Genomic DNA, 24,335 nt, shown 5'->3' with positions numbered 1-24,335 from the left:
CTCCTCTGCCGGAAACCCTAGGCCGGGGTTCCACGCGGCCCGATCCGGGGTCCGCGCCACGGGCGGTGCGGAAGGCGGCCCCGTGCCCCGGGCCCGCGCTGCCACGGCGTGTTCACACTGAAGGGCAAAAACGAGGCATAAGCGAACCAAACATCACATCGGTGCATTCATCTGTTAACAAGTCCGTTTTCTATCGCCGTTAACGTCCAGTTCCACTGGTTGCGTGGCTGCACAGTGGCATCAAGGGGTAGAAGGAGGAGTCGTGTATGCCGTTGGACCACACCATGTCCGACTCCTCACGCAAAGCGATCGAGGTCCTCACCGGCATCCAGGTCCCCAAAGCCGGCATCGCCAACCTCGGCCGCGCCTCGGAGATCTACACCGCCCTGGACCAACGCCTGGCCGTCCTGGAAGACCTGTTCGACCTCAGCCGCAAACACGCCCGCCGCCACTTCGACGGCAACACCGCCGACCGCTACGAACGCTCCCTGGACCAGTTCACCCGGGGTGAGAACAACTACGTCGGCTCGGCCCGCGACAACTCCAACGTCATGTCCGCCGAACTCTTCAAGGCCCGCGCCAACGTCGAGTACATGCACATGATGGTCATCGGCCAGTTCGTCCAGCTCCTGGCCGAGATCGCCTGGGCCATCGCCATGGCCAAGTTCACCTTCGGCGCCTCCCTCAAATGGATCCCGGTCTTCAAGGCCATCCGCAGCCTGGCCATGCGCCGCATCCTGACCTGGCTGCTCATCACCGTGCCCGGCCACCAGATCATCAGCCAGATCTTCGCCAGCATGGACAGCATCATCCAGCGCATCCAAATCGGACGCGGGACCCGCCACCACCGCGACAACGCCCTGACCGAGAGCGCCCACAAGGGCGCCGTCATCGAGGGCGCGCTCTCCGCGGTCTTCTCCGCCGGCATGGACGGACTGTTCAGCAAACACCTGTCCGACCTGTTCACCAACGGCCTCAAACACCTCAACGACCTGCCCGACCCGCCCCCGCTGATCAAAACCGGCCCCGACGGACCGCCCCCGGCAGGGCCCCCCACCGGCCCCCCGGTCCGTGAGACCCCCGACGGGCCCCCACCCGGACCGCCCTCAGGTCCCCCCGACGGCCCTCCTGCGGGGCCGGTGCGGGACGACCCCCCGCCGCTCAACCGCGACACCGACACCCCGCCACCCGGAGGTGGCGGCGGTCCCGACGGTCCCCCCACCCGCCCCAAGGACGACCCGCCCGCCGGGCCGGTCAAGGACGACCCGCCAACAGCACCGGTCAAGGACGACCCCGCACCCACACCCGCGCCCAAGGACACCCCGGGGTCCGTCCCCGCGCCCAAGGACACCCCGCCCGCGTCCCCGTCGTTGAACAAGGACCTGGCCGAGGTGTTCGGCCGCCACAACGACGAGTTCCTCACCCCCTACAACCCCGCCAGCCCCGTCGGTGCCGGAGCCTTCGACAACGCGACCAAGGCCGCCGCCGCACGCAACGACTTCGCCGAGGTGTTCGCCCGCAACTTCGGCGACCACCTGGGCGAGAGCGCAGCGCGCGATCTGGGCCGCGACTACGCCACCACCCTGGCCCGCCACTGGAACGACCCCGACCTGGGCCGACACCTGCGCGACACCATCGGCGACCGCCTGCCCCCGCACATGCGCGACCACCTCGCCGACGTCCCCGTCAACCTGAACAAACCCCTGGGCGAGTACTTCTCCACCACCGGCGCCTACACCCAGCAGGTCGGCGGGAGCATCGGCACCGGCGCCCTGGAGGGCTACCTCGGCGAGGGCCTGGGCAGCATGGCCGACGGACGCGGCTGGGAAGCCTCCGGCTACTCCGCCACCGCCGGCGCCACCCAGGCCGGTATCCAGCAGGGCGCCACCGACGGCATCCTGCACGGCACCGAACTGTTCAAGGACAGGGACAGACCCGACCTCGACACCTCCACCGTCCCGCCCCGGACCCAGAGCGAGTCCCCGACCGGGACCGGGCCGGAAGTCGCGGGCAGCGAGAACGGGCGTCCCCCTGCCCAGAGCGGATCCGAGCGATGGGAGGGCGATCCCGGCGGGCAGGGCGGCGATCCGGGCGGGCCGGACCGCGGAGCCGGACGCGGGGACGGGGAGGGCCGGGGGCAGGACGGGCGACCCGACCGGGAGGGCCCTGCGGCCACCGCCTCCTCCTACGACCGCGACGACCTGTCCGACATCGACGACGTCCCCGACCTGGTCAGCGACACCGACTCCGACTCCGTGTTCGGCGACGACGGCTCCGAGTTCGGCGACCCCGGCGACCGCGACCAGCCCAACAACGACACCGTGCGCGTCCACCAGGACGAGGACGTGCGCACCCCCTACCCCGACCCCTTCAAGACCCCCGACACCGGCAAGGACGCCTTCGGGACCACCGAGGCCAAACACCCCGGCTTCACGGACACCGCCTTCCCCGGCCTGGGCGACGACCTCTTCCACCCCGGGATGAACGACGGCCCCCTGACCGTCAACTTCCTCAACGCCATCGTCCCCGACAACCCGACAACGGCCACCCCGCCGCCCGGCGCCGAGCAGACCGCGCCCCCCGGGAACACACCCGACACCGGCAACGGCACGAACCCGGCCGACCGCTCCGCTCCCGAACCGGAACAGCACACACCCGCGCCCGTCGCCGTGGCGCCCCCGATCGGCCAGGCAGCCCCTCCCCCCACGACCGCACCGCAGAACACGACCACCGACAACAACCAGCGCCCCACACCCGCCGAACGGGACAACGGCGGACGTCCGTCCCAGCGCGCCAACGACATCCGCACCCCGGGCCCGTCACCGCAGCGCTCGGCCTTCAACGACACCCCCCAGGCCACCACCGAGAGCGCCCCGCCCGCTCCGCAGACCACGACCACCGGCGACCCGACCGGGCTGGACGCCCCAGCTCCCTCGACGGACGACCAACGGGCGAACCCGGACACCGCGCCCGACCCCGAACACCCGACCTCCCCGGCCGAGGTCCCGCTGCCCCCGTCCCCGGCCACCGAGAGCGACGGCCGCCAGGACACCGACACCACCACCGAGAGCGGACCGCCCCGGCACACGCACGACACCGACCGCACCCCCTCCGACCGCGACGGCGAAGAGTCCGACCAGCGGGACGAGGCCACCCCCCGCGACGACGACCGCCCCCAGGACAGCGACGAGGACCAGGCCGAAGAGGGCGGGGTCCCGGCCGGTGAACAGGCCGAGGACCGCTCCGGCGACGGCGAGGACAAGCGCGACGACCAGGAACACCACCCCCGGGACCAGAACGACGACGCATCCGACCGCAAGGACGACAAGGATGACAAGAAGGACGGTGAGGAGGGCGGGGACGAGAAACGGGCGGACGACGAGCCCACGCCGGAGGAGCCCTCCGTCGACGGCGAGGACGGCAAGCAGCAGGACGGGGAGAAGAGCACCGACAGCGCTCCGGACCCCGACCCCCAGGAACACCACGACCCCCCGAACGCCGCGAAGACGGAGAACGTCCCCGCCCCCGAGGTCACCGCGAAGTCCCCGACCGAGGACAGCAGCGGGGAAGCCCCCTCACGCGAGCGCGACGCGGATCGGGAGCAGGCCCCCGCGGAGCACGGCGGCACCGACGCCACGGCGACGTCCCGGGACCGGGCTCCGGAGACCGGGCCGACCCCCGAACCGGATCCCGACTACGCCGGGACGGTGGTCGCGGACCGGAACACCCCCCACGACATCGGGTACCTCCTGAACTCGTCCCTGGTGAACGCCAGCATGGTCCACGCCCAGCACCTCGACGCGTTCGTGGACGGCACGCTCGGGAACGACGATGTGACGGCCCCCGACGGCGTGCGCGACGAGGTCCGTGACCGGATCTCCGCCCAGCAGGACAAGAACATGTCCACCTTCTTCACACCCGACGGATACTCCACGGAGGTGAAGGGGGACGACGGCTCCGTCTGGACGGCCCGGGTGAAGCTGACCCTGCCGGAGGGCAACTTCTACCACGCGTCCTCGGAGGCCGTCCCGGGCACGAAGACCCCCCAGGCCAAGATGGCCGCCGAGGTGGGTGGCAGCGCCGCCTTCGAGGGCAGCGGCGGACACGGCGGCAACAAGGCCTTCAACCTCGGCTTCACCCTCTCGCCGTTGATGCTCGGCGCAACCGGGGTCGGTGACGTCGGCCCTCGGGCGATCTTCAGCTTCACGAGCTCCACGCGCCAGCGACAGACCGCGGCCGGCACGACCGTCACCTTCGAGTCGGCCACGGCCTACGAGGCCACGGGCACCCCGGAGGTCTATGCCGCGGACCTGGGGATGGACTTCGTCCTGGAGCGGACCTCACCGCCGCCGACGTCCTCCCCGACGTCGGACACCGCCTTGCGGGACGGGACGGCGCCGTCGACGGACCGGTCTCCCGGGGTCCGGGACGCCTCGGGCCGGGAGCGAACGCCCGCCCCGCCGAAGGAGGAGGACGCCACCGCCGCGAACCCCCGGGTCCAGCGGCGGACGCACTCGTCCAACGGGCTCGCGCTGATCCTGCCCGGCAAGGTCACCCCGCACAAGGGCCCCGCGACGATCACCCTGTCCGACCCCCTGAGCGGCGGTCCCGCCGGGAAGGACGGCACCTCTCCTGCCAGGACTCCTCACCCGAACGTGGCCAACGGACAGCCCATCAGCCTCGGTGGCTTCCGGGAACGGGCGGGGAAGAACGGGGAGGAGACCCAGGACGTTCCCTCCCTGGCCGACTGGGTGGCCGACAAGGTGGCGCCCTCCGGCGCCGGCCCGGGGAGGTTCAAGCGCGCCGCTCGCCACCTGCTTCCCGCCGTCGGCAAGGAACGACGACAACAGCTCCTGGAGCACGTCCAGAACCAGACGAAGAAGAAGTTCTCCGACGAAGTGATGCTGGAGGTGTTGCCCAAGTCGACGCGGAAGGCACACTCCATCACCCTGACCACCCCCGATGGCGAACAACGTCGTGTGAAGATCAGGTCGGTCCCGATCTCCTACGTCGCCAAGCCGTCGAGCCTCCCCGAGGGCGGACAGAACCGCTCCGGCAAATCCGAGCACGAGACCTCCCACTCGTTGCAGAAGCACAAGATCACGGGTGGCACCGGGGGAGCGGGAGTCGGCCTCGACGTCGGTTTTCCCGGGACGAACCACGGCGTCCGGTTCGACATCGTGTCCGGCGAGGGAGGGCAGAGGCACCGCTCGACGGAGGAGAGCGGAACCGGTAACTCCGGCTCGGTCAAACGCACCTCCACGGACAGGGCCGGTTCGGGCGTCTACGAGGTCACGCGCAACTACTACGTGCACTTCCAGGGGGATCCGGAGCCGCACAGGCTCACGGGCACCAGCCTGGAGATCCTCACCGACGCGGACGCGTGGGCCATCAGCGGCCGGACGCCCCCGGCCCCCAAGGGAGAGGGGGGCGCCAACGGCCAGGACAGGACCACCGACGACCACGACGCGGAGACCGACGCCTCCCGGGACCGGAGCACCCCCGAGACCGCCCCCGGCCCGGACACCCGGACCGACGACGCCGGAGCCGAGCCGACCGGCACGTCGGCCCCGGACGCACAGGACTCCCGGCGCGAGCGGACGGGAGAGGACCGCACCGCCCTGCCGCGCGAGATCGTGCCGAAGGACTTCACCTGGCCCACGAACGACCTGTACCACGGCCAGGGCAAGGATCCGCAGCGCACGGTCTACGACCAGATCCTCCACCAGGTGCTGACCGGCATCGCCAAGCACCGGCCCGGACTGGTCATGCCCGACATCACCAGTGACTCCAAGAACTTCAACCGCCCGCCGGGCGAGGGGTCGCGCAGTTTCTCGGAGGTTCTGCGCAGCCAGAGGCTGCTCAGCCGCGACCGGAGGACCGCCGAATCCAACACCGCCAAGATCGAGAAGGCGATCTCCGACGCCGGGTTCCTCGGCGGGCTCGACTCCCTGAGGGACAACGGGATCTCCGTGACCCTGAGCGAGACCGCGAGAACCGGCGCCTCCTCGGGCAAGTCGACGGGCACCTACCTTCTGCACGCCCCGACCATCACCCTGCGTATCCGAGCCGACTTCTCGGACGTGCGCCACAGCGGAGGCGGGAAGGACGGCCAGGAGAGCAGGGGCGGTGAGAAGAGCAAGGACGGCCAGGAGAACAGGGGCGCTGAGGAGAACAAGGACGGCCAGGAGAACAAGGGCGCTGAGGAGAGCAAGGTCGGAAAGAAGGAGCTCTCCTTCAAGTACGGTGGCGCCTCCTCCTACAGCAGCGGCACCGGAACCCAGGACCGCAGTACGGCGAAGGGCACGTCCGGCGCCTACGCCCGCGAGAGCGGAGCGGCGGACGCGAACGGGTACGCGCCCCGGTCGGGCAGGGCCTCCGCCTCCACCACGTTGAGCAAGACGACGTCGGGCTCGCGGAACCTGAGCACCAAGGTCCAGAGCGAGCACGGTGTCAGCTACCCCGAGGACACCGTCGACACCTGGACCGCGACGGCGATGATCTCGGCCCGGCTGTACGAGCACGACGACATCGGCATGGCCAAGCCCGACGCGAAGACCAAACCGGTGTCCGAACGCGGGATCGCGCTGTTCGACCCCGTCGAGACGCTCTTCACCGGGGAGACCCCCAAGACGCCCTCCGACGCCGCCCGGGCCGGCCAGGACCCGTCCGGCCGGCAGAAGGACGCCCCCCAGGACCGGACCACGGCGGATCCGGAGCCCCCCGGCGAACGGCCGGAGCGGTCCGACCGGCGGCGGGACCGGTTCATGAGACCGTTCCGCACGGAGACGGGCGACGCCGCGGACGAGGGAGGACGTCCTGCGGACACCCCCTCCCGGAGCGGCGCGCCGCAGGCGGACCAGGCCGGGGCCGGCAGGAGCCGGGAGCCCGGCAGCCCCGAGGTCGTCGTGATCACACCGATGTCGTCGGAGGACGCCGAGAACATGCTCCGGGGCTTCACGACGGCGGCCCCCGGAAACGTCCGGCAGCGCCCGGGAGGACTGGTGCGCGCGACGAAGCGGTTCGCGAACCGCTTCCACACCGAGCCGGACGGCACCGACAGAGGCCGGGCTCCCACCGACCGGGCCGACGCCGATCGGCGAACGACCCCGCAGCCGAACACGACCACCCGGACCGACGCCACGACCCGGCCCACGACTCGGACCGGGGACACCGGCGAGGGCACCACCGCCCGGCCGACCGTTCAGACCGACGGCGCCGTCCAGGACAGCACCGGCACCACCGACCAGCGGACGAAGGAGCAGCGGCAGGCGGACACCCTCCTGGACACAGGGGCCACGTTCGAGTACACCGCCACCACGTTCACGACCGAGGACGGCCAGGTCAACAGCCTGGTCGAGGCGTACTACGGGAACTTCCCCAACCGTGCTCCCTGGGACACGAACGGGCCCGGCAGGCAGTCGGACTTCCAGCGGTTCAAGCGCTCTCTGGAAGAGCTGCGCCTCGAACGCGACCTGAAGAAGCTGCGCTCCTACCTGACCCGGTCCGAGGGCAACAGGCAGTACATGGAGCACGTCCTCTCCGAGGACAACGTCCGCAACAACCCGCAGACGTACAGTTCCTCCGGCCTGCGGGCGAACACCGAACTGACCGGTGACCTGCGATCCGGTCACAACGCGCGCATCACGTCGGCGACCAGGTACGAGCTCGGGGCGATCACCCGCCTCGAACAGTCCGACGCCGCGCTGAGCTGGGAGGACAAGACCAGCTACGAGGTGTCCACGAACACCTCGACGAAGAAGGACCTGACCGTCCAGGGTGCGGGCGGAGGCCGGTACAACCCCAACCCGGCGGAGCCGACCGCCGGCGGCGCCCGGCACTCCGAGGCGCCCAACTCCGCCTCCGACCCGCAGGTGCACCTCGGCCCCGCGCTGAGCAAGAGCATCTTCGACTGGACCGTCAGCGACAAGCCCTCGCAGAAGTTCTCGGAGACGATCGGGTTCAGTCCCGGGATCGACAAGTCGTACAAGTTCCACGCCTCGGGGCTGGTCAAGCAGGCCGTCGAGTTCTCCAGGAACCTGCGCCACGGACCCCCCGTCCCCCACTCCCCGCGCTATCGCGGCTGGCAGGCCCACCTCGACGACCTCACCCGGGGGCTGCTCCACGTCCGCGACGCCCAGCAGTCGGGCCTGGTGGAGGACAGGGTCGTGGAGGAGGCCGACGGCACCCTGTCGAGGGCCCCCCAGCCCGAGCCGGAGCGCCCCGGGCAGGCACGGGTGCGTCCGGGCGCGGAGGACTCCGGGAAGTTCATGCGGCCCCCCTCCGCGGACCGGGCCCTCAAGGACCTCGCCGACGATCTCGCCGCGTCGGGCTGGGAACTGACCGGGAAGTCCCGGTCCGACATCCTGGACGCGCTGACCTCCTACCGGGGCCTGCGCCCCAATTCCGGGCCCCCGCTCGCGGTGCGGATCAAGCCCGTCGGCCACTCCGTCTTCAAGGGCAACACCACGTCGACCACACCCGTCGCCTTCGACGCCGTCGTGAACCTCAAGCTCGACACGGGCAACCCGCAGGTCGACTACATCGGCGGCAAGACCCTCTTCAAACAGCAGCAGACCCTGGAGACCGGCAACAAGGGGCAGCAGGAGCGCGCCGGCAACGCCGGCGCGGGTGTCCAGGAGGCGGTCATGCCGCCGCTGCCCCATGCCGAAGGCGGCCAGCCGTCGAGCGGGGAACCGGGACCGGCGAGCCGCCCGACGATGATGGGCGTGTTCGGCGACCAGTCCGGGGCCAGGGCCCACAACGAGGGCGTCGCCGTCAAGGACTCGGACAAGCGGACCGTGCAGGTGTCGATGGACCTCCCCTACGCCAAGATGTCCATGGACAGCCGACTCACCATCGACCTGGAGATCCCCGAGAAGCAGGGCTTCTCCACCACCCTGGCCTGGGAGGGCCTGGAGAAGGACGAACGGCGCAGCTTCCGGGGCGAGGGCGACGCGGGCACGGTCAAGGCCCTCTACCCGGCCTTCTCCATCGACCTGCCCCGCGCCGGGGACGGGGTGGACGGCTCCACGGACACCTCCGGCGACGACCGCCCCGCCCCGCCCGGCGACCGGGCCCCGCTCTCCCGGGACACGGCCGCCGACCCCCGGAGCACCCAGGACGGCGGCGGTGCCGACCGCACCGGCGCCGCTCCGCAGACCCCGCCCCGGAGCACCCCCGACGACACCGCGACCACCCGCACCGAAGGCCGGAGCGCCGACCGCACCCCGCCTCCACCGGCCCCGGAGAACCCCTCCTCGGACACCCACGCGTCCCTCGAGCAGATGATGCGGGACTGGACGTCGGGCAGGAGCCCGGTCGGCGGCCGCGACATCCGGGACGCCGTGGTCATGCCCACCGCCATCGTCCCCGACGGCCAGGACCCCCGCGACACCGCCCACGTCGTGGTGGCCAGGTCGCTCGGCTGGACACCGCCGCCCGACGCCGTCGTCGACGGGCGCTACACCCCCGAGGCAGTCAAGGAGGCCCGCGCGCTCGTCGCGGACAAGATCGGGCTGAACGTTCGCAACGACGCCATCGACCACAGCCTCAACCCGCTCTCCCTCAAGTCGCTCTTCCTCCAGGCCCTCGACCCCGGCGGCGTCGAGATGATCAGGATGGGCCGGACGCGGCTGGCCGTCCGGGCGCTGCCCGACCTGAGGTCCGGGAAGATCATCGACTACAACCCCGACGTGCGCCTGAGCGACTCGTCGGAGTCGGAACAGACGGTCACCTCCTCCCAGAGCACCTCGGACTCCCTGGCCGCGAACCTGGACAACATGCCCGCCGGGCGGGTCGGCGGAACCGACCAGCCGCCCCGGGGCGGCCTCTTCGGCGCCGCCGGTGCGGGGGACAGCACGTCCGCGGGCGGCGCCGCCTCCCAGGACACCAAGGCCAAGGACCCCTCCACGACGACCCGCACCCGCACCGGCCCCGGCTATCTCGTGGAGTTCGACACCACGTGGGGCGTGGGTGCCAAGACGGAGCTGCGCGGCGCCTGGTACAAGCGGGCGGCGAAGAGCATCGGCCACAAGAGCGCGGACACGGGCCGGGCCGCCGTCGACCGGGTGCGCCGCGGGCTCGGCAGGGAGCCCCGGCACACCTCCCCCCGGGAGAAGCCCGCACGATGGCAGCGCGGTGAGGTGAACACCAAGGTCCGGACCTGGATCTCCCACGGCGACGCGGTCAAGCTCGGCATCATCGCCCCCGACGGGGTCGACCACCTCAAGCCGCTGATGGACCGGATCGCCGAGACCCAGGAGACCCTGGCCACGGCGGAGAAGGACTACCTCGACGCGCGCGAGCCGCTGGACAGGGCCGCCGCGAAGGTCGTCGGCACCCGGAACGCACTGGACGGCGCCCGGGGGGAGGGCGCGGGCCGGGACGGCGCGACCGACGGGGCGCCGTCCGGTCCGGAGCGGGCCGAGGGGGCGGGCCGGACCCTGTCCGAGCCCGGTGGTCAGAGGACCGAGGACGCGCGCAGGGCGCGGGAGGAGTACGACAAGCTCCAGGACGCCCACGACAAGAGCCTGGACGCCTTCAACACGGCGCTGCGGGAGTGGGCCGACGCTCTGCGCGCCCTGCGCCGGGGATTCACCGACACCCCCGCCGTGCAGCCGCCGCTCACCGGGGGCACGTCCTCCGACGAGGGCGACGACAAGGGCAAGGCCCCCGAGCGTCCGGCCGACGGAGGTCCCTCCACCGAACCGACGGGCGGGGACGGCGGCACGGAGACCGGACAGGACGGTGCGCCGCCCACGGAGGCCGACAGCGGTCGGGCGCTGCGCGACAGGCTGGGCGAGGCCTTCGGCATCACCCTCACGGGGACGGGGGAGGACTCCGGCCGGTCCTTCGACCACGAGTCCGAGGACGGGGACGCCCTGGTTCCGGAGAGCTACCGGGCCCAGGTCCACGAGGAGGACGACACCGCACCGCTGCTGCCCCCTGCCTCCGCCCCGAAGGGCACGGGCGGGCGCGGGAGGGACGGTTCGGAGAACCTGGACGACGCCGGTGACGAGGAGGAGGCGCCGCACGTCCGCTGGTTCGACAGGAACTTCCCGGAGGAGGCGGCAGGGCTCGGCAGGGAGGAGCGCACCCGCCTGGTGCGGTCGCACGGGGAGCGGGCGCTGGCGGTGGGCCCGCCTCTCCCCGACGGGGCCCGGTACGAACTGGACCTGGGCGGTCCCCACGACACCTCCTGGCCCGGAGCCCCCACAGAGCGGCACCCCTTCCGGCCGCCGGAGGCCGATGGCCCGCCCGGGCCCTCCACGGACCCGGGCGCCCCGCGGGAGCCGGACCCGTCCGTCGAGAGCCCTGAGCGGCGGCCGCAGCCCACCTCCTCCGAGGAGGAGTCGGCCGCGGCGGCCCTGGACGCGGTGTTCACCTTCGACGGGCAGCGCCTCCCCCTCCACACGGGGACCGGGCCCGACCACGACACAGACCTCCCGGCGGACCAGGACACCCTCTCGGAGGCGTCCACGCCGGACCCCGACGCACTCAGGGACATGCGGCTGCGACTGGAGCGGCTGCGCTCGTCGACCCCGGCCCCTTCCGAGGGCGACCGGCCGTCCCCGGTCGACACCGGCCTGACGGGGGACCACGGTCGGCAGGACCCCCCCGACCGGACCGACCGCGGTTCCGGGGAGCGGCCCGCTCCCCGTCGGCCGCAGCCCCGTGAACGGCCCGCCCCCTCCACGGACCCGGACCGGAGCGAGTGGGACAACCGGCTCCGGGCCATGCACGACTGGAGGGCCAACTGGAAGCACAGGGCGCGGACGCCGGAGGAGGGGGACCGCCTGCGGCAGGAGTGGCGCGCCCGGTGGTCGCTGCCCGCGACGACCGGGCCGAGCGGGAGCGGGCCCCTTCGGCACGGCGCCGACCCGTTCGGCGGCCGTGCGGCGCAGAGCCCCCCCGACCGGGCCCAGAGCCCCGGTGCCCCCGGGAGCCGGCCCGTCCCCCCGGCAGGGCCCGAACCCGCAGGGGAGGACCGGCGCCCTCCCGCCCCGACCGGGACGGATCCGGGAGCCGACGGACGATCGCCGGACCGGGCGACCGCGCAACCGGCCCGGCCGGAACCCGGGGAAACCCCCGGCGCCCCGTTCCGCTCCGACTCCGGGACCCCGGGCGGCGAGGGTTTCCCCGCCCTGCCCCAGCAGCAGACGGTCGTCCCCCCGCCGGGGGCGGCGCCGCCCCCTGTCGAACAGGAGCCCCTGACCTCGGCCCCGGTGTCCGACCTGTTCGCGTTCTTCGAGCAGGAGCTGAACGGTTCCGTGGACAGCGGGGACGGCGACTCCGCGCAGGACGACGGGCGCACCCCCTCCGGGGAGGGGACGACCGCGGAGCCCGCCCCGGTCCTCGACGACGGCCGGGGCCTGGAGGCGGCGGACCCCGAGACCGGCCCCGGGGAGTCCGGGCCCGTCCCGGCACGGCGGCAGCCCCACGACGAGGACCAGGACGCGTCCGAGAACGAGGACGGTAACGAGAGGGACATCGAGGAGGACGCCGGGGACGTTCCCGGGGACGGGAACGGACCCGAGGACGACGGCGAGGACGGAAGCCGGGACGAGGACGGGTCAGACGGCAGCGGTGACCGCTCCGGCGGCGACCGGGGCGGCGACAGCCACGGGGACGGCGGCCGGTCCGGCGGCGGGGGCGACCGGTTCGACGGCAGGGGCGGCTCCGGCGCCGGGCGCGGCCCCGAAGGGGAGGTCGGGGGCTCGAGCGGGGACGGCGGCCGCTCCTCGCACGGAGACGGCAGGGGTCGACGCGACACCCGCGACGGCCGGACCCCGGATCAGCGGGACGCGGATACCGGCCCGGTTGCGCACCCGGACCCGAACCCGCACGACGGCGACGGCGGTATGTCCCTGTACGGCCACCCCGACACGCCGGCCTAGGGCCGGATCTTCGTCGACGGCGTCGCGGACGGCCCCGATCCGGTCGCCCAGGGCATCACCCGCCATCCCCGCGGACCGGTGGGCCCCGGCGCCGGTGGGACGCACAGGGCCGGCTCCCGTGCGAGACCGTCCACGACGCCCCGGGCAACCGCGTCATCGTCCGCGAACCCGACCGGGCCGGGAACAGCGCCCGCGAGGAGCGCAGGCCCCCGCACGCCTGGCCCGCGACCCCGCGACCGGCGGACGGCGCCCCGTCCCCGGCTCCGAGAAGCGCACGGCGGAATTCTCCCCGGAGCACGCCCGGTCCCCGGGCCCGCGTGCGGGTCCGCCCCGGCCGGCGGCTCTTGGAGCGGCCCGCCGGGGGGAAGGACCTACAGCGTCCCCGACCCCCCGGACGGTCCCCGTGCACGCTCGCCCCCTCCCCACCTGGCTCATCGGAGCCCTCGACCTCCTCGTCGCCGCCGCGATCCCCTTCCTCGTCCTGGCCGTGTTCTGCGCGAGCGCGTGGCTGGACGCCCACGGCCGGGGGTGGCCGGGCGACCTCCTGAGCATCGCCCTCGGTCTTGCCGGGCTCTGCGGCGGTTTCTTCTCGCTGATGCTCTACATGCGCTTCGACTGGATGCCGGAGTTCTTCTTCGCGGGCGCGGTCAGCTTCCTGCTGCTCGGGAGCGCCTCCGCGATCGCGGACCGGATCACCGAGGAGGTCCTGCTCGACCGGGGGGTCGAGGCGACCTGTGAACTTCTCACCGTGGAGCCCCGCACGATCACGACCACCACCCACCACGCGGACGGCACCACCTCGACCAGCACCCGCACCGTGTACGACCACACCCTGGACTGCCCGCCGGGCGGACCCGCGGAGATGACCCTGGGCCACAGCGCCGGTTCGGAGGGGGAGCCTGCGGAGATCACCTACGACCCGCACGGCCGCCTAGACCCCGTCCCCTCGGGCTCCCTCCCGACCGGCCCCCCGTCCCCGCTGCCCTGGTGGCTCCTGTCGGCCGCCGCGGCCCTGCGGGTCGGCCACGTGGCGGTCTTCCTCGCCGTGTACCGCCGCTACTGACCGGGCCCGACCGGGGGCGGGGCCGCGGGAGCCGGAACGGGCCCGCGCGCGGGCACGCGGGAGGCGCCCCCGTCCGCCCGGGACGGACGGGGACGCCCGTGGGTGGAAGCCGCCGCGCCGCTCCCCGGTGGCCTCGACACGGGGGAGGGGCGGCGGCTCCCGTGGGACGGGGGCCGGACGTCCTGCCGACCCCCGCCCCGGCCTGCGGGACCGCTGCGCACTACCGGGGCACCCTCCTCACGAACGCGGTCATGATCTGCTTGGCCGCGGCGCCGGTGATCGAGTTCCCGGAGGTCGCGTTGGACCCCTCGCTCCTCCTGCAGGCGAGGACCGCGTCGGCGGTCCTGGCGCCGTAGACGCCGTCGATGGCGCCGGGAGGGAACCCGGCGAAGGTGAGCAGTTCCTGGAGGTACTTCACGCGCTCACCGGTGTCGTTCAGCTCGAGTCCGACCATGTCGCTCTCCGTCCGTGTGTGCGGGCCCGTGGGGCCCGCGGTGTGGTGTCGCCGCCGTCCGCGGTCCGGTCGCGGCCGGTGTCCGCGGGCAGGAGGCGGGCGGTGCGGGGCGCCCGTCCTCCCGGCGCCGGGAGGACGGGACCTGCCGGGGCGGTGCCGTGGCCGGTGCCGGGGCGTACACGGCCCCGGGGCCGTCCGTGGCGTCGGGCCGTGCGGGCGGGCCGCGGCGCGGCCCGGGTCGCCGCGGCCGTGTCCGACCCCTCGCGCGGAGCCTCCGTCCGCGCGCGGGTCCGTGGGCCATGGGGGCCTCCAAGGGAGGGAGAGGGGTGGGGGCCACCTCGCTCCGGGGGCGGTGACCTGGCGTATTACTACCCCGCGCGGCGAAACGGCGCACAAGCGGGCCACCCGGTGGTGCGCACCGGGTGGCCCGGCGCCGGTCGGTCCGACGCCCGCGGAGCACCGGGCGGGCGCCCGGCGAAAGCCCCCGCTCCCGGGACCGGGACCGCCGGTCGGGGGAGCGCCTCCCCGGACCCTCCTCCCGGGCGGGCCGGGTCTGCTCGGGGTCGGCCCCCCGCCACCGGCCCGCATCCCCGCGGGAAAGAACACGGCAAGGAACGTCCAGGAATGCACACTCGCGGCCTTCCCGTGCGTACCGGCACGAGTGCGGGGTACGCGCGTCCCAACGCATGACCAGCCGATCCGAGGAGGTTGTGGTGATGCACCCGCAGGATGGGTCCGGCGGGCCCGACAGCGGTGGCGGCCAGAAGGCCGACACGGCTCGCGCGGCGGCGGGCGAGGTCGCGTCCACCGCGAAGGAGCAGGCGCGTTCCCTCGCCGGAGAGGCCCGCTCGGAGACGGGGCACGTCGTCGGCGACGTGCAGGACCGCCTCCGGGAGGAGGCCGACAGCCAGACCCGGAAGGCCTCGGGCAACCTGCGGCAGTGGTCGCAGGAGCTGGGGTCCATGGCCGAGCACGGGGACGACGGGTCGCCCGTGGGGGACGTGGTCCGACAGGTCGCCGAGGGCGGCCGCGGCGCCGCGGACTTCCTGGACGAGCGGGGCGTCGACGGCCTGCTGGACGAGGCCCGCGACTTCGCCCGGCGCAGGCCGGTGGCGTTCCTCGTGGGGGCCGCCGTGGCCGGGTTCGCGCTCGGTCGCGTCCTCAAGGTGTCCTCCTCGGTCTCCGACCAGGGGGGACCCGGCGGAGGCGACGCCTCCGGGCGGGGGACGCCCGCGGTCGAAGGACGCGGGGGGACCTCACTGCCGCGGCAGGGGGCCCCGGTGGCGGGCGAGGCGGTCCCGCCGCCGGCGGCGGCCTCGGAGGGGCCGGACCGGGGAAGCGGAAGCGGGGGAGGCTGACATGGCGACGGTTCCCAGGCCCTCACCGAGCACACGGGACCGGATCCGGCCGGAGCCGGTCCAGGACGACAGATCCCTGGCCGAACTCGTCGGCGAGGTGACCACCGACCTCCAGACGCTGTTCCGCCAGGAGCTCGCCCTGGCCAAGGCCGAGCTCCGCGAGGAGGCCGCCAAGGCGGGCAAGGCCGCCGGGCTCCTGAGCGGAGCGGGCTTCGCGGGCTACATGACGGTGGTGCTGCTCAGCCTCGCGGCCGTGTTCGGCCTCGCCGAACTCATCGGCCTGGGCTGGTCGGCCCTGGTGGTGGCGGTGCTGTGGGCGATCGCGGGCGCGGTCATGTTCCTCATGGGGCGCAGCCGGATGCGCGAGGTCTCGCCCCGGCCCGACCGCACCATCGAGACGTTGAAGGAGGATGCCCGATGGGCGAAACATCCGACCGGATAAGGCAGGACATCGAGCGGACGCGCGCGGAGCTGACCGAGGACACGGACCGTCTGGTGAGCCGCGCCAACCCGAAGAACGCGATCGACCGGCGCACCCACCGGATGCGCCGCAGGGCCCACGACATGAAGGAGCGCGTCATGGGGTCGATGCCGTCCCCGGGATCCGGCGGGGACCCCTCCGGGGGCTCGATCCGGCAGAACGCCGACCAGATGGCCGGCGCGGTCAGGTCGGCTCCCCAGCAGGCCCTCCGGCAGACACAGGGCAACCCGCTCGCCGCGGGCCTGATCGCCTTCGGCGCCGGACTGCTGGCCGCCTCCCTCCTGTCCGAGAGCAGGGCGGAGCGGCAGGCGGCCCAGCAGGTCCAGGACCGTGCGGGCGGGATGATCGAGCCGGTCCAGCAGGCCGTCTCCGAGTCCGTGGACCGGGTCAAGGAACAGGCCGCCGAGTCGGCCCGCGGCGCCGGGGAGCACCTGAAGGAGAGCGCCTCGGAGAAGGCGCACGCCACCGGTGAGCAGGCCCAGCACGAGGCCAGGAGCGCCTCGGAGGAGATCCGCGGTTCCTAGGCCGCGGGCCGTGCCCTCGCCGCGCTCCCACCCGGTCGGCCCCGGTGGCGGGCCGGGAGGGTACGGCCTCGGCTCCGGCGGACCCGCCGGAGCGGGAGAGGAAGGAAGTGGCCGATGGCCCGTCAGAGCGACGAGAACCCCGGCGGCGGACACCCCCCGCAAGGAGAGGCCTCGGCGCCGACCCGCATGTCGAAGTCCTCGTGGTGGGGCTCCCTGAGAAGGACGTTCCGCGAGTTCAGCGCGGACAACGTGACCGACCTGGCCGCCGGACTGACCTACTACGCGATCCTGTCGCTCTTCCCGGCGCTGCTGGTGCTGGTGTCCCTGCTCGGCCTCGCGGGGCCGGGAGCCACGCGGACGCTGACCGAGAACGCCTCGGCCGTCCTGCCCCAGGACGTCTCCGGCCTGGTGACGACCTCCATCGAGAACCTCCAGGGCAGCGCCGGCGTCGCCGGCCTGGTCGGCGTCGTCAGCCTGGCCGTCGCCCTGTGGTCGGCCTCGGGCTACATCGCCGCCTTCATGCGGGCCTCCAACATCGTCTACGACGTCCCGGAGGGGCGCCCCATCTGGAAGACGCTGCCCATCCGCGTCGGCGTCACCCTGCTGCTCGTGGTCCTGATGACCCTCACCGTGCTCGCCGTCGCGGTCTCGGGCGGGATCGCCGAACGCATCGGACAGCTGCTCGGCCTGGGCCCCACGGCCGTGACGGTCTGGGGCATCGCGAAATGGCCGGTGCTGCTGGTCGTCGTGGCCTTCATGATCGCCCTGCTGTACTGGGCCTCGCCCAACGCCAGGCGCGGCTTCCGCTGGGTCAGCCCGGGGAGCCTGCTCGCGGTGGTGATCTGGCTGCTCGCCTCGCTGGCGTTCGCCTTCTACGTCGCCAACTTCGCCTCCTACAGCAAGACCTACGGGAGCATGGCGGCCGTGGTGATCTTCCTCGTGTGGCTCTGGATCAGCAACATCGCGATCCTGCTGGGCGAGGAGTTCAACGCCGAGATCGAGCGCGGCCGGGCGGAGGAGGCGGGGCAGCCCCCGGGCGAGGAGCCCTACGTGGAGATGCGGGACCGGCCCAAGGCCAAGGGCGGGAAGAAGTCCGGACGCCGCGCGTGAGCGCGGCGGGCGCGCGTGTGCGACCCCGCCGGCGGCGGAGTGGCGAGACCCGGTCCTACGAGCGCGGCGGGCGCGCGTGCGCGGCCCGGGTCCGGGGCGGCTCGTCCGCCCGCCTCGCCGTGCCGGGGGCCCGTTCCGGCGGGACCCGGGGGAAGGCTCCTTCCGGGCTCCCGTCCATCCTCATTCAGATGTTAATATCATCTGAATGTTGTGAGTACGGGAAGTCGGGGTGCCGGAGCTCCGCCCGACGCGGCGCCCCGGGGCCGTGAGGAGCCGTCGTACCCCCGACACGCGACGGTGGGGAGCACGGTCCGACGATGGCGACTCGGCACTTGTACGTGGTGCGGCACGGCGAGGCGGACCCCTTCGGGGAGCTGACCGACGCCGGGCGGCGGCAGTCGGAACTGCTCGGGGAGCGCCTGTCCCCCCTGCCGGTCGACGCCGTGTGGCACTCGCCCCTCGCCCGCGCGGAGCGCTCCGCCCGGATCATCGGCGGGCGCCTGGGCGGGGCCGCCGTGCGGGAGGCGGCTGAACTGGTCGACCACGTCCCGTACGTGCCGGACGAGCCGCCCCCCGGGTGGGCGGGGTTCTTCGACGGGTACGGCGCCGCGGAGGCCGCCTCGGGCAGGGAGCTCGCGGACGCCCTCGTCCGCAGGTTCGCCCGTCCCGCCGACACCGTGACCCACGAGGTCCTGGTCACCCACGCCTACCCGGCGGCCTGGCTGGTGAGGCACGCCCTCGACGCGCCGCCCGCGCGCTGGCTCGGGCTGAACTGCGCGAACACGGCGCTCACCGTGATCGAGTACCGCGACGGCGCGGGGTCCACGGTGCTGACGTACAACGACATGGGCCACCTCCCGCCCGAACTGCGCTGGACGGGGTTCGGGCCCGGCGTGCGGCCCTGACCGCGGCCCGCCGACGGCGTGCGGGGCCGGGACCACGGCGGATCCCGGCGCCGGCGGCCGACCGGCTACGACCCAGGGGGCCGCTCCCGGCCACGGGAGTCAGGACCGTCGTGGCCGCGTGCCTCCCGGATCCGGCCGAGCCACTCCTCGCCCAGCACGCGCCCGTCCGGTAACCGGTCGTCCCGGTCCCAGCGCCACGCCGTGACCATCGCCAGCACGAGGATCCGGCAGCGGCGCAACAGCTCGCGGTCGACGCCCGGGTAGTGCTCGCCGACCTCTTCGGGCGCATGGGCGAGGTCGAAGACGACGGGTCCGCGGCAGCACGTCTCCAGGTCGACGAACACCGGCCCGCTCCGCGTGGCGAGCAGGTTGCCCGGGTGCGGCTCCCCGTGCAGCAGCTGCACGGCGCCGCCGCGCTCGCCCACCACCCGCCCCAGGCTCCGCAGAGTGTCGCCGAGCAGGTCCCGGTCGGCGTCGGCCAGCGCCGGGGTGCGGTCGCGGTCGGCCACGAGCCGCCGGGCCTCTTCGACCCGGTCCGTGAAGTGCGGGGCCGGGACGTCGAGCCCGCGCATGCCGGCGTGCAGCCGCCCGAGCGCGGCGGCGTAGTCGGCCGGCGGGACCGCGCGGGGCGCCACGGGCTCGTAATAGGTCCAGAGCGTGACCACGAAGCCGTCGCGCTCGTACACACGCGGCTCCACCCGGGGGTCGAGCGCCGCCACGGGGCACCCGGACCCGACGAGGCGCAGGGAGAGGTCGACCTCGAACTGCGCGACGTGGTCCGCCGCAGGCGCCACCCGGGCCAGGACGTCACAGGGCAGCAGCCGCAGGGTGAGCTTGTTCGAGTCGTGGAGGACGATCGCGTCGTCCGTGGCCAGGCCGAGTGACGAGGCGACCGACACGGCCGCGGCCATCGCGTGCGAGACCTTCGACGCCTGCATCCCCGCCTGGCCCCTCTCCCTCGAGCGGCGCCGCACCTCTTCGCGCGGTGCGACCAGCGCACCCTACCAAGTCCCCGGCCGCAGGGTCCGGACGGTGCGGCGGTCCCGGCGGTCCGTCCCGTCGCCGGCCCGGCCGCCGGAGGGCGCGAACGGTCTCAGCCGCGGCGCCGCCCCCGCCCGAGCACGGCATGGGCGGCTTCGAGGCGGCCGGCCTCGTCGCGTCCGGAGCGGTCCCCCGACACGTCGTCCGCCCACGCGAGCAGCCGGTGGAGGTGCTCGTCGGCCGCGGTCGCGACGACGCGGGGACGCCCGAGGGCGACCTCGCCGCCGGTGCCGTCGACGGTGACGCAGTCGCCCTCGGCGAGGGTGCGCCCGCCGACCTCCACCGAGGCGGCTCCCACGGACAGGCCGGCGACCCCCACGACGGCGGGCTTGCCCATCGCGCGCGCGACGACCGCGGCGTGGCTGGCCGGCCCCCCGTGTGCGGTGACGATCCCCGCGGCGGCGGCCAGGCCGCGCATGTCGTGCGGGGAGGTCTCCGGACGCACGAGGACCACCGGTCCGTCCGCGGCCATGCGCACCGCCGCCTCGGAGGTGGTGGCCACCCCGCCGACGGCGATCCCGGGACAGGCGCCCACACCCCGGGCCAGCACGTCGGCCTCCCCGGCCGGGTCCAGCCGGGGCGTGCGCACGTGCCGCAGGTGGTGCGGCGAGACCCTGAGCAGCGCCTCGCGGCGCCCGATCACGCCCTCGTCGGCGAGTTCGGCGGCCACGCGCACCGCTGCGGCCCCGACGAACCGGCCCGGCCGGACCTGCAGCAGCCACAGTTCGCCGGACTGGAAGGTGAACTCGACGTAGCACGCGTCCCGGTAGTGCCCCTCGATCCGGCCCAGGGCGTCGAGCAGGCCCGCCCACACGGCCGGATGCCGGTCGGCGAGTTCGCGCAAGGGCCTGGTCGCCGCCTTGCCGGAGACGACGTCGTCGCCCTGGCGGCCGAACAGGACCTCGCCGAAGGGGGCGTTCGCACCGGTGTCGGGATGGCGGCTGAACGCGACCCCGCTGCCGCTGAGCCCGTCGCGGTTGCCGAACACCATCGCCTGCACGACCACGGCGGTTCCCAGGTCGTGCGGGATGCCGTGCAGGTCGCGGTAGGCGCGTGCGCGCGGGGACCCCCAGGAGGAGAACACGGCCCCGACCGCCAGCTCCAGCTGCGCGGCCGCCTCGTCGGGGACCGGCCGTCCCAGGCGCCGCCGGATGCGGTCCTGGAGCGCCGCGATCGCACCGGCGGGGTCGCTCTCCCCGCCGGCGTCCCCCTGCCCGGGGGCTCCGCCGGGGCCGCCGCCGTCCGCGCCCGTGAGCGCGGAGGCGAGGGTGGACAGGAACCGCAGCCGCGAGTCCAGCGCGAACCGTGGATCGCCCGTCTCGGCGGCCAGCCCGGCGGCGGCCCCTTCCGTGAGGCCGAGGTTGAGGACCGTGTCCATCATGCCGGGCATCGACACACCGGCCCCGGAGCGCACGGACACCGCCAACGGCAGCCGCGGCCCGCCGAAGCGGCGCCCCGTGGCGGTCTGGAGACCGCCCACGGCGGCCGCGAGCTCCCCGTCCAGGCCCTCGGGGAGGCGCCCCTCGCGCAGGAAGGCGCGGCACGCCCGCGTGGTGACGACGAACGCCGGGGGCACCCGCAGGCCGAGGCGGTGCAGGAGCACGAGGCCGTGCGCCTTGGCGCCCAGTGTCCGCGCCGTCCCCCTGGTCCCCGCCGAGAGGGGGCGCACCCACCTCATCGGGGGATCCCCAGGGTGGCGAGCAGGTCCTCGTGGAGCTCGGCCCACACGGTGTGGTACGACGCGGTGGTGTCGGCGACGTGCTCCAGGGCGCCGGCCCCGGCGCGTTCGAGGGCCCCCGCGAGGCGGGTCCGGTAGCGGCCGAACCGGGGCAGCGCGGCGGCCAGGTCGGCGCAGACGGCGGCGGCCCGCCGGTCCAGCCCGGCGAACGCGGCCAGGACGCGGGCGTCGTAGGCCGGGTCGCCGTGGTCGTTGACGATCGTGACGCCGTCGACGGACCGCAGCTGCCAGGCCGTGCAGAGGTCGAGCAGTTCGGGGTTGAGCACGAGGAAGTCCTCGTAGGCCGCCGTCACGGCGGTGCGGGCGCCGGCCGCCTCCAGCTCCCCGGTGATCCGCTCGGCGTCCGCCGCGCGGCCGGCCTCCGTCAGGCCCCACCCGCCGAAGCCGCCGGCCGTGCGGGTCACCAGGCCGGCGACCGCCAGGTCGATCAGCTCGGACTCGGCCTCGGACGCGGTCAGGCCCGTGGCCTCGGCCACGCGGGCGGGTCCGGAGTGGCCGCCGCAGCGCAGGGCGTGCAGCACCAGCAGGTCGGCGCCGGTCGGCGCGGGGCCGCTCATGCGCGGACCCCCCGGCGCCGTGCGCCGCCGGTCGCCCGGCCGTGTCCCGTGGGCCGCGCCTCGGCCGCGGTCGTGCGGGTGGACCCCCGCCGCCGGGCCCGATCCGGTCGGACCATCACCACCCCTTTCTTCATGCTGTCGCCATCAGGATACTCAAAAAATCTGGATGCTGTGAACATCTCGAGTTGGCGGGGGTCGGTCCGTGCATCCCGGACCGTGGCGCCTGGCACGCACCCGCCGACCCCTGCCAGAATCGGCGGATGCTGAGCATGGGAACGATCGTGATGGGGGCCGCCGACGTACCGAGGGCGGCCGAGTTCTGGAGCCGGGCCCTGGGCTACGTCCCGCGCGAGGAGGAGACGGGGGACGACTGGGTGGTCCTGGTCCCGCCCGGGGGCGCCGGTACCGCGCTGGCCCTCGGCCTCAGCGACACACCGGTGCAGGAGCACCCCAGGGTCCACCTCGACCTGTTCGCCCGCGACGCCGCCGACCAGGAGGCCGAGGTGGCCAGGCTGGTCTCCCTGGGCGCCCAACGCGTCGACTGGGACCTCTACCCGGACGACCCGGACTTCGTCGTGCTCGCCGACCCCGAGGGCAACCGCTTCTGCGTCATCGACACCGGCCACGGCTGACGAGCCCGGGCCCCGCCCCCCACGCGCACACCCGCCGGTGCGGGCCGCCCGGGAACGACGGCCCGTCGTGGAGGACGCGCACGGCCCCGCCGCGTTAGTCTCCGGGCATGGCTGACATTCCCGCGCGTCTGACCGTGGTGACACTCGGCGCCCGCGACATGCCCGGGCTCCGCCGGTTCTACCGGGCCCTGGGGTGGGAGGAGGTGGAGTCCAGCGGTGACGGCTGGTCGGGCTTCCTCCTGGGCGGGGTGCTGCTGTCCCTGTACCCCCTGGAGGAGCTGGCCGCCGAGGCGGCGGCCGGGGCCCCCGCCCCGGCCGGGTGGTCCGGGTTCACCCTCGCCTGCAACGTGGACGGCCCCGAACAGGTGGACACGTCGTTCGCGGCCGCGGTCCGGGCCGGCGCCGCGGTCGTGGCCGAGCCGGTGGAGCGCTCCTGGGGAGGGCGGTCCGCCTACGTCGCGGACCCCGAGGGCAACCGCTGGGAGATCGCCTGGGCGCCGGGCGCGGGGTTCGACGGCCGGGGGGCGCTGACCTCCTTCGGCGCCTGACGCCGGCCCGGGGCGTCCGTCCCGGACGGCGGGGGAGGCCCCCGCGCCGGCCCGGCGGCCGGGAGGCCCACCGCCGGCAGGGGCCCGGTGCGCCCAAGCCCGGAGCGCGCCCCCGCGTCCCCGTCGGCGGGATCGCCCCGGAGGGCGGCGGCCCCCTGCTCCCGAGGGCGTGGAGCGCAGGAGCGCCCGGAGGGGCGGCGTCCCGGGAGCACCGCCCGAGGCGGTGGCCCGGTGTGCCGGGCCGCCGCGCCGTTCCACGGGGCCGGGCGCCTCCGACGCCGGGCGCGTACGGGGGCCTCCCCTCAGGGGGCGTCAGCCGCCCCCGTGGGGCGGTTTTTGGGGGGATACGGGCATGGTCATGGTATGGTTATGAAAATCATTTCCATGCAGTCTGTGTCACAGGACCGGAGGACCGTGACGTGACCGGAGCCAGGGAGCGGCGCCAGGCGCCGGGACCTGCGGGCGCACCCCCCGCCGAGAGAAACCCCAGGACGGTCGGCTGAGATGCCCAGGGTGTCCCAGTACGACGACGTCGTCCTCAGCGCGCTGGACCGGAGCACGCACTTCCGCAGCTGCCAGGAGATCCACTCCGTCCTCAGCGGGAGGCGTTCGCGCGGACCCGGGCCGCCCAGCCTGTCCACGGTCTACCGCACCCTCCACCGGCTCGCCCAGGAGGGCGTCCTCGACACCCTCCACTCACCCGGGGGAGAGCGCCTCTACCGGCTCTGCAGGACCTCCGTCCGCCACCACCACCTGCTGTGCCGCGCCTGCGGCCGGGTGGAGGACGTCGCGCAGGCGGACGAACTGGCGGCGGTCGCCGACCGTGTGCGGCGCGACAGCGGGTTCGCCTCCCTGGACTACTCCTTCGAGCTGTCGGGCGTGTGTCCGCGATGCGCCTAGCCGTCCCCCGCGCTCCCCGGGCACGGCACCGCCGTCGCCCGCCCACGGGAGGAGGGCCGTGTCCGCGACCCGTTCCGGAGAAGACCCCGGCACGGACGCGGTGGCCGTGGCCGCCCCGTCCGCCG

Annotated in this window: 14 protein-coding genes; 10 read left to right on the top strand and 4 right to left on the bottom strand. The window is 74.3% G+C overall.

Going from position 1 to position 24,335, the window contains the following annotated elements; translation table 11 throughout:
• The first annotated feature begins 266 nt into the window (after positions 1-266).
• Entirely contained in the window at positions 267-12,899 is a 12,633-nt protein-coding gene (locus ACIRPH_RS08510; protein WP_402911061.1) for a hypothetical protein, read from the top strand.
• 403 nt (positions 12,900-13,302) lie between these two features.
• Complete coding sequence (locus ACIRPH_RS08505) at positions 13,303-13,962, top strand: hypothetical protein (protein WP_402911058.1); 660 nt, start codon at positions 13,303-13,305, stop codon at positions 13,960-13,962.
• A gap of 220 nt (positions 13,963-14,182) precedes the next feature.
• On the opposite strand, the gene ACIRPH_RS08500 is transcribed toward ACIRPH_RS08505, so the two are convergent.
• Positions 14,183-14,416 (bottom strand): peptidoglycan-binding protein, encoded by a 234-nt coding sequence (locus ACIRPH_RS08500; protein WP_402911055.1) that lies wholly within the window; start codon positions 14,414-14,416, stop codon positions 14,183-14,185.
• 716 nt (positions 14,417-15,132) lie between these two features.
• On the opposite strand from ACIRPH_RS08500, the gene ACIRPH_RS08495 reads away from it, so the two are divergent.
• The 5 genes from ACIRPH_RS08495 (at position 15,133) to ACIRPH_RS08475 (ending at position 18,794) form a co-directional block, all read left to right on the top strand.
• Entirely contained in the window at positions 15,133-15,774 is a 642-nt protein-coding gene (locus tag ACIRPH_RS08495; protein WP_402911053.1) for a hypothetical protein, read from the top strand.
• Position 15,775: 1 nt separating this feature from the next.
• Positions 15,776-16,216: a phage holin family protein gene (locus ACIRPH_RS08490; RefSeq protein ID WP_402911050.1), complete on the top strand. Its 441-nt coding sequence runs from the start codon at positions 15,776-15,778 to the stop codon at positions 16,214-16,216.
• The gene (locus ACIRPH_RS08485) at positions 16,192-16,779 is read left to right on the top strand and encodes a DUF3618 domain-containing protein (protein WP_402911047.1); all 588 of its coding nucleotides are present in this window, start codon (positions 16,192-16,194) and stop codon (positions 16,777-16,779) included. The genes ACIRPH_RS08490 and ACIRPH_RS08485 overlap by 25 nt, the downstream gene beginning before the upstream one ends.
• Positions 16,780-16,893: 114 nt before the next feature.
• Positions 16,894-17,889 carry a YihY/virulence factor BrkB family protein gene (locus tag ACIRPH_RS08480; protein WP_402911044.1) on the top strand — a complete coding sequence of 332 codons (996 nt, stop codon included), beginning with the start codon at positions 16,894-16,896 and terminating at the stop codon, positions 17,887-17,889.
• 317 nt (positions 17,890-18,206) lie between these two features.
• On the top strand, positions 18,207-18,794 hold the full coding sequence (locus ACIRPH_RS08475; RefSeq protein ID WP_402911042.1) for a histidine phosphatase family protein: 588 nt from the start codon (positions 18,207-18,209) through the stop codon (positions 18,792-18,794).
• A 65-nt stretch (positions 18,795-18,859) separates the two neighbouring features.
• On the opposite strand, the gene ACIRPH_RS08470 is transcribed toward ACIRPH_RS08475, so the two are convergent.
• From ACIRPH_RS08470 to ACIRPH_RS08460, 3 genes are all read right to left on the bottom strand, one after another.
• A complete protein-coding gene (locus ACIRPH_RS08470) occupies positions 18,860-19,732 on the bottom strand; it encodes a phosphotransferase enzyme family protein (RefSeq protein WP_402911040.1) in 873 nt (290 codons plus the stop codon).
• Positions 19,733-19,887: 155 nt separating this feature from the next.
• The gene (locus ACIRPH_RS08465) at positions 19,888-21,513 is read right to left on the bottom strand and encodes a pyruvate, phosphate dikinase (RefSeq protein WP_402911038.1); all 1,626 of its coding nucleotides are present in this window, start codon (positions 21,511-21,513) and stop codon (positions 19,888-19,890) included.
• Positions 21,510-22,130 carry a transcriptional regulator gene (locus ACIRPH_RS08460; protein WP_402911035.1) on the bottom strand — a complete coding sequence of 207 codons (621 nt, stop codon included), beginning with the start codon at positions 22,128-22,130 and terminating at the stop codon, positions 21,510-21,512. Before ACIRPH_RS08460 ends, ACIRPH_RS08465 begins: the two co-directional genes overlap by 4 nt.
• 260 nt (positions 22,131-22,390) lie before the next feature.
• On the opposite strand from ACIRPH_RS08460, the gene ACIRPH_RS08455 reads away from it, so the two are divergent.
• From ACIRPH_RS08455 to ACIRPH_RS08445, 3 genes are all read left to right on the top strand, one after another.
• The gene (locus tag ACIRPH_RS08455) at positions 22,391-22,762 is read left to right on the top strand and encodes a VOC family protein (RefSeq protein WP_402911034.1); all 372 of its coding nucleotides are present in this window, start codon (positions 22,391-22,393) and stop codon (positions 22,760-22,762) included.
• A gap of 107 nt (positions 22,763-22,869) precedes the next feature.
• A complete protein-coding gene (locus tag ACIRPH_RS08450; RefSeq protein ID WP_402911032.1) occupies positions 22,870-23,310 on the top strand; it encodes a VOC family protein in 441 nt (146 codons plus the stop codon).
• Between the two features lie 504 nt (positions 23,311-23,814).
• Positions 23,815-24,210 (top strand): Fur family transcriptional regulator, encoded by a 396-nt coding sequence (locus ACIRPH_RS08445; RefSeq protein WP_402911031.1) that lies wholly within the window; start codon positions 23,815-23,817, stop codon positions 24,208-24,210.
• The last annotated feature ends 125 nt before the right edge of the window (positions 24,211-24,335 follow it).

The sequence above is a fragment of the Nocardiopsis sp. NPDC101807 genome, assembly GCF_044766605.1.
GTDB lineage: Bacteria > Actinomycetota > Actinomycetes > Streptosporangiales > Streptosporangiaceae > Nocardiopsis > Nocardiopsis tropica.
This window is presented reverse-complemented; position numbering and strand designations above follow the sequence as displayed.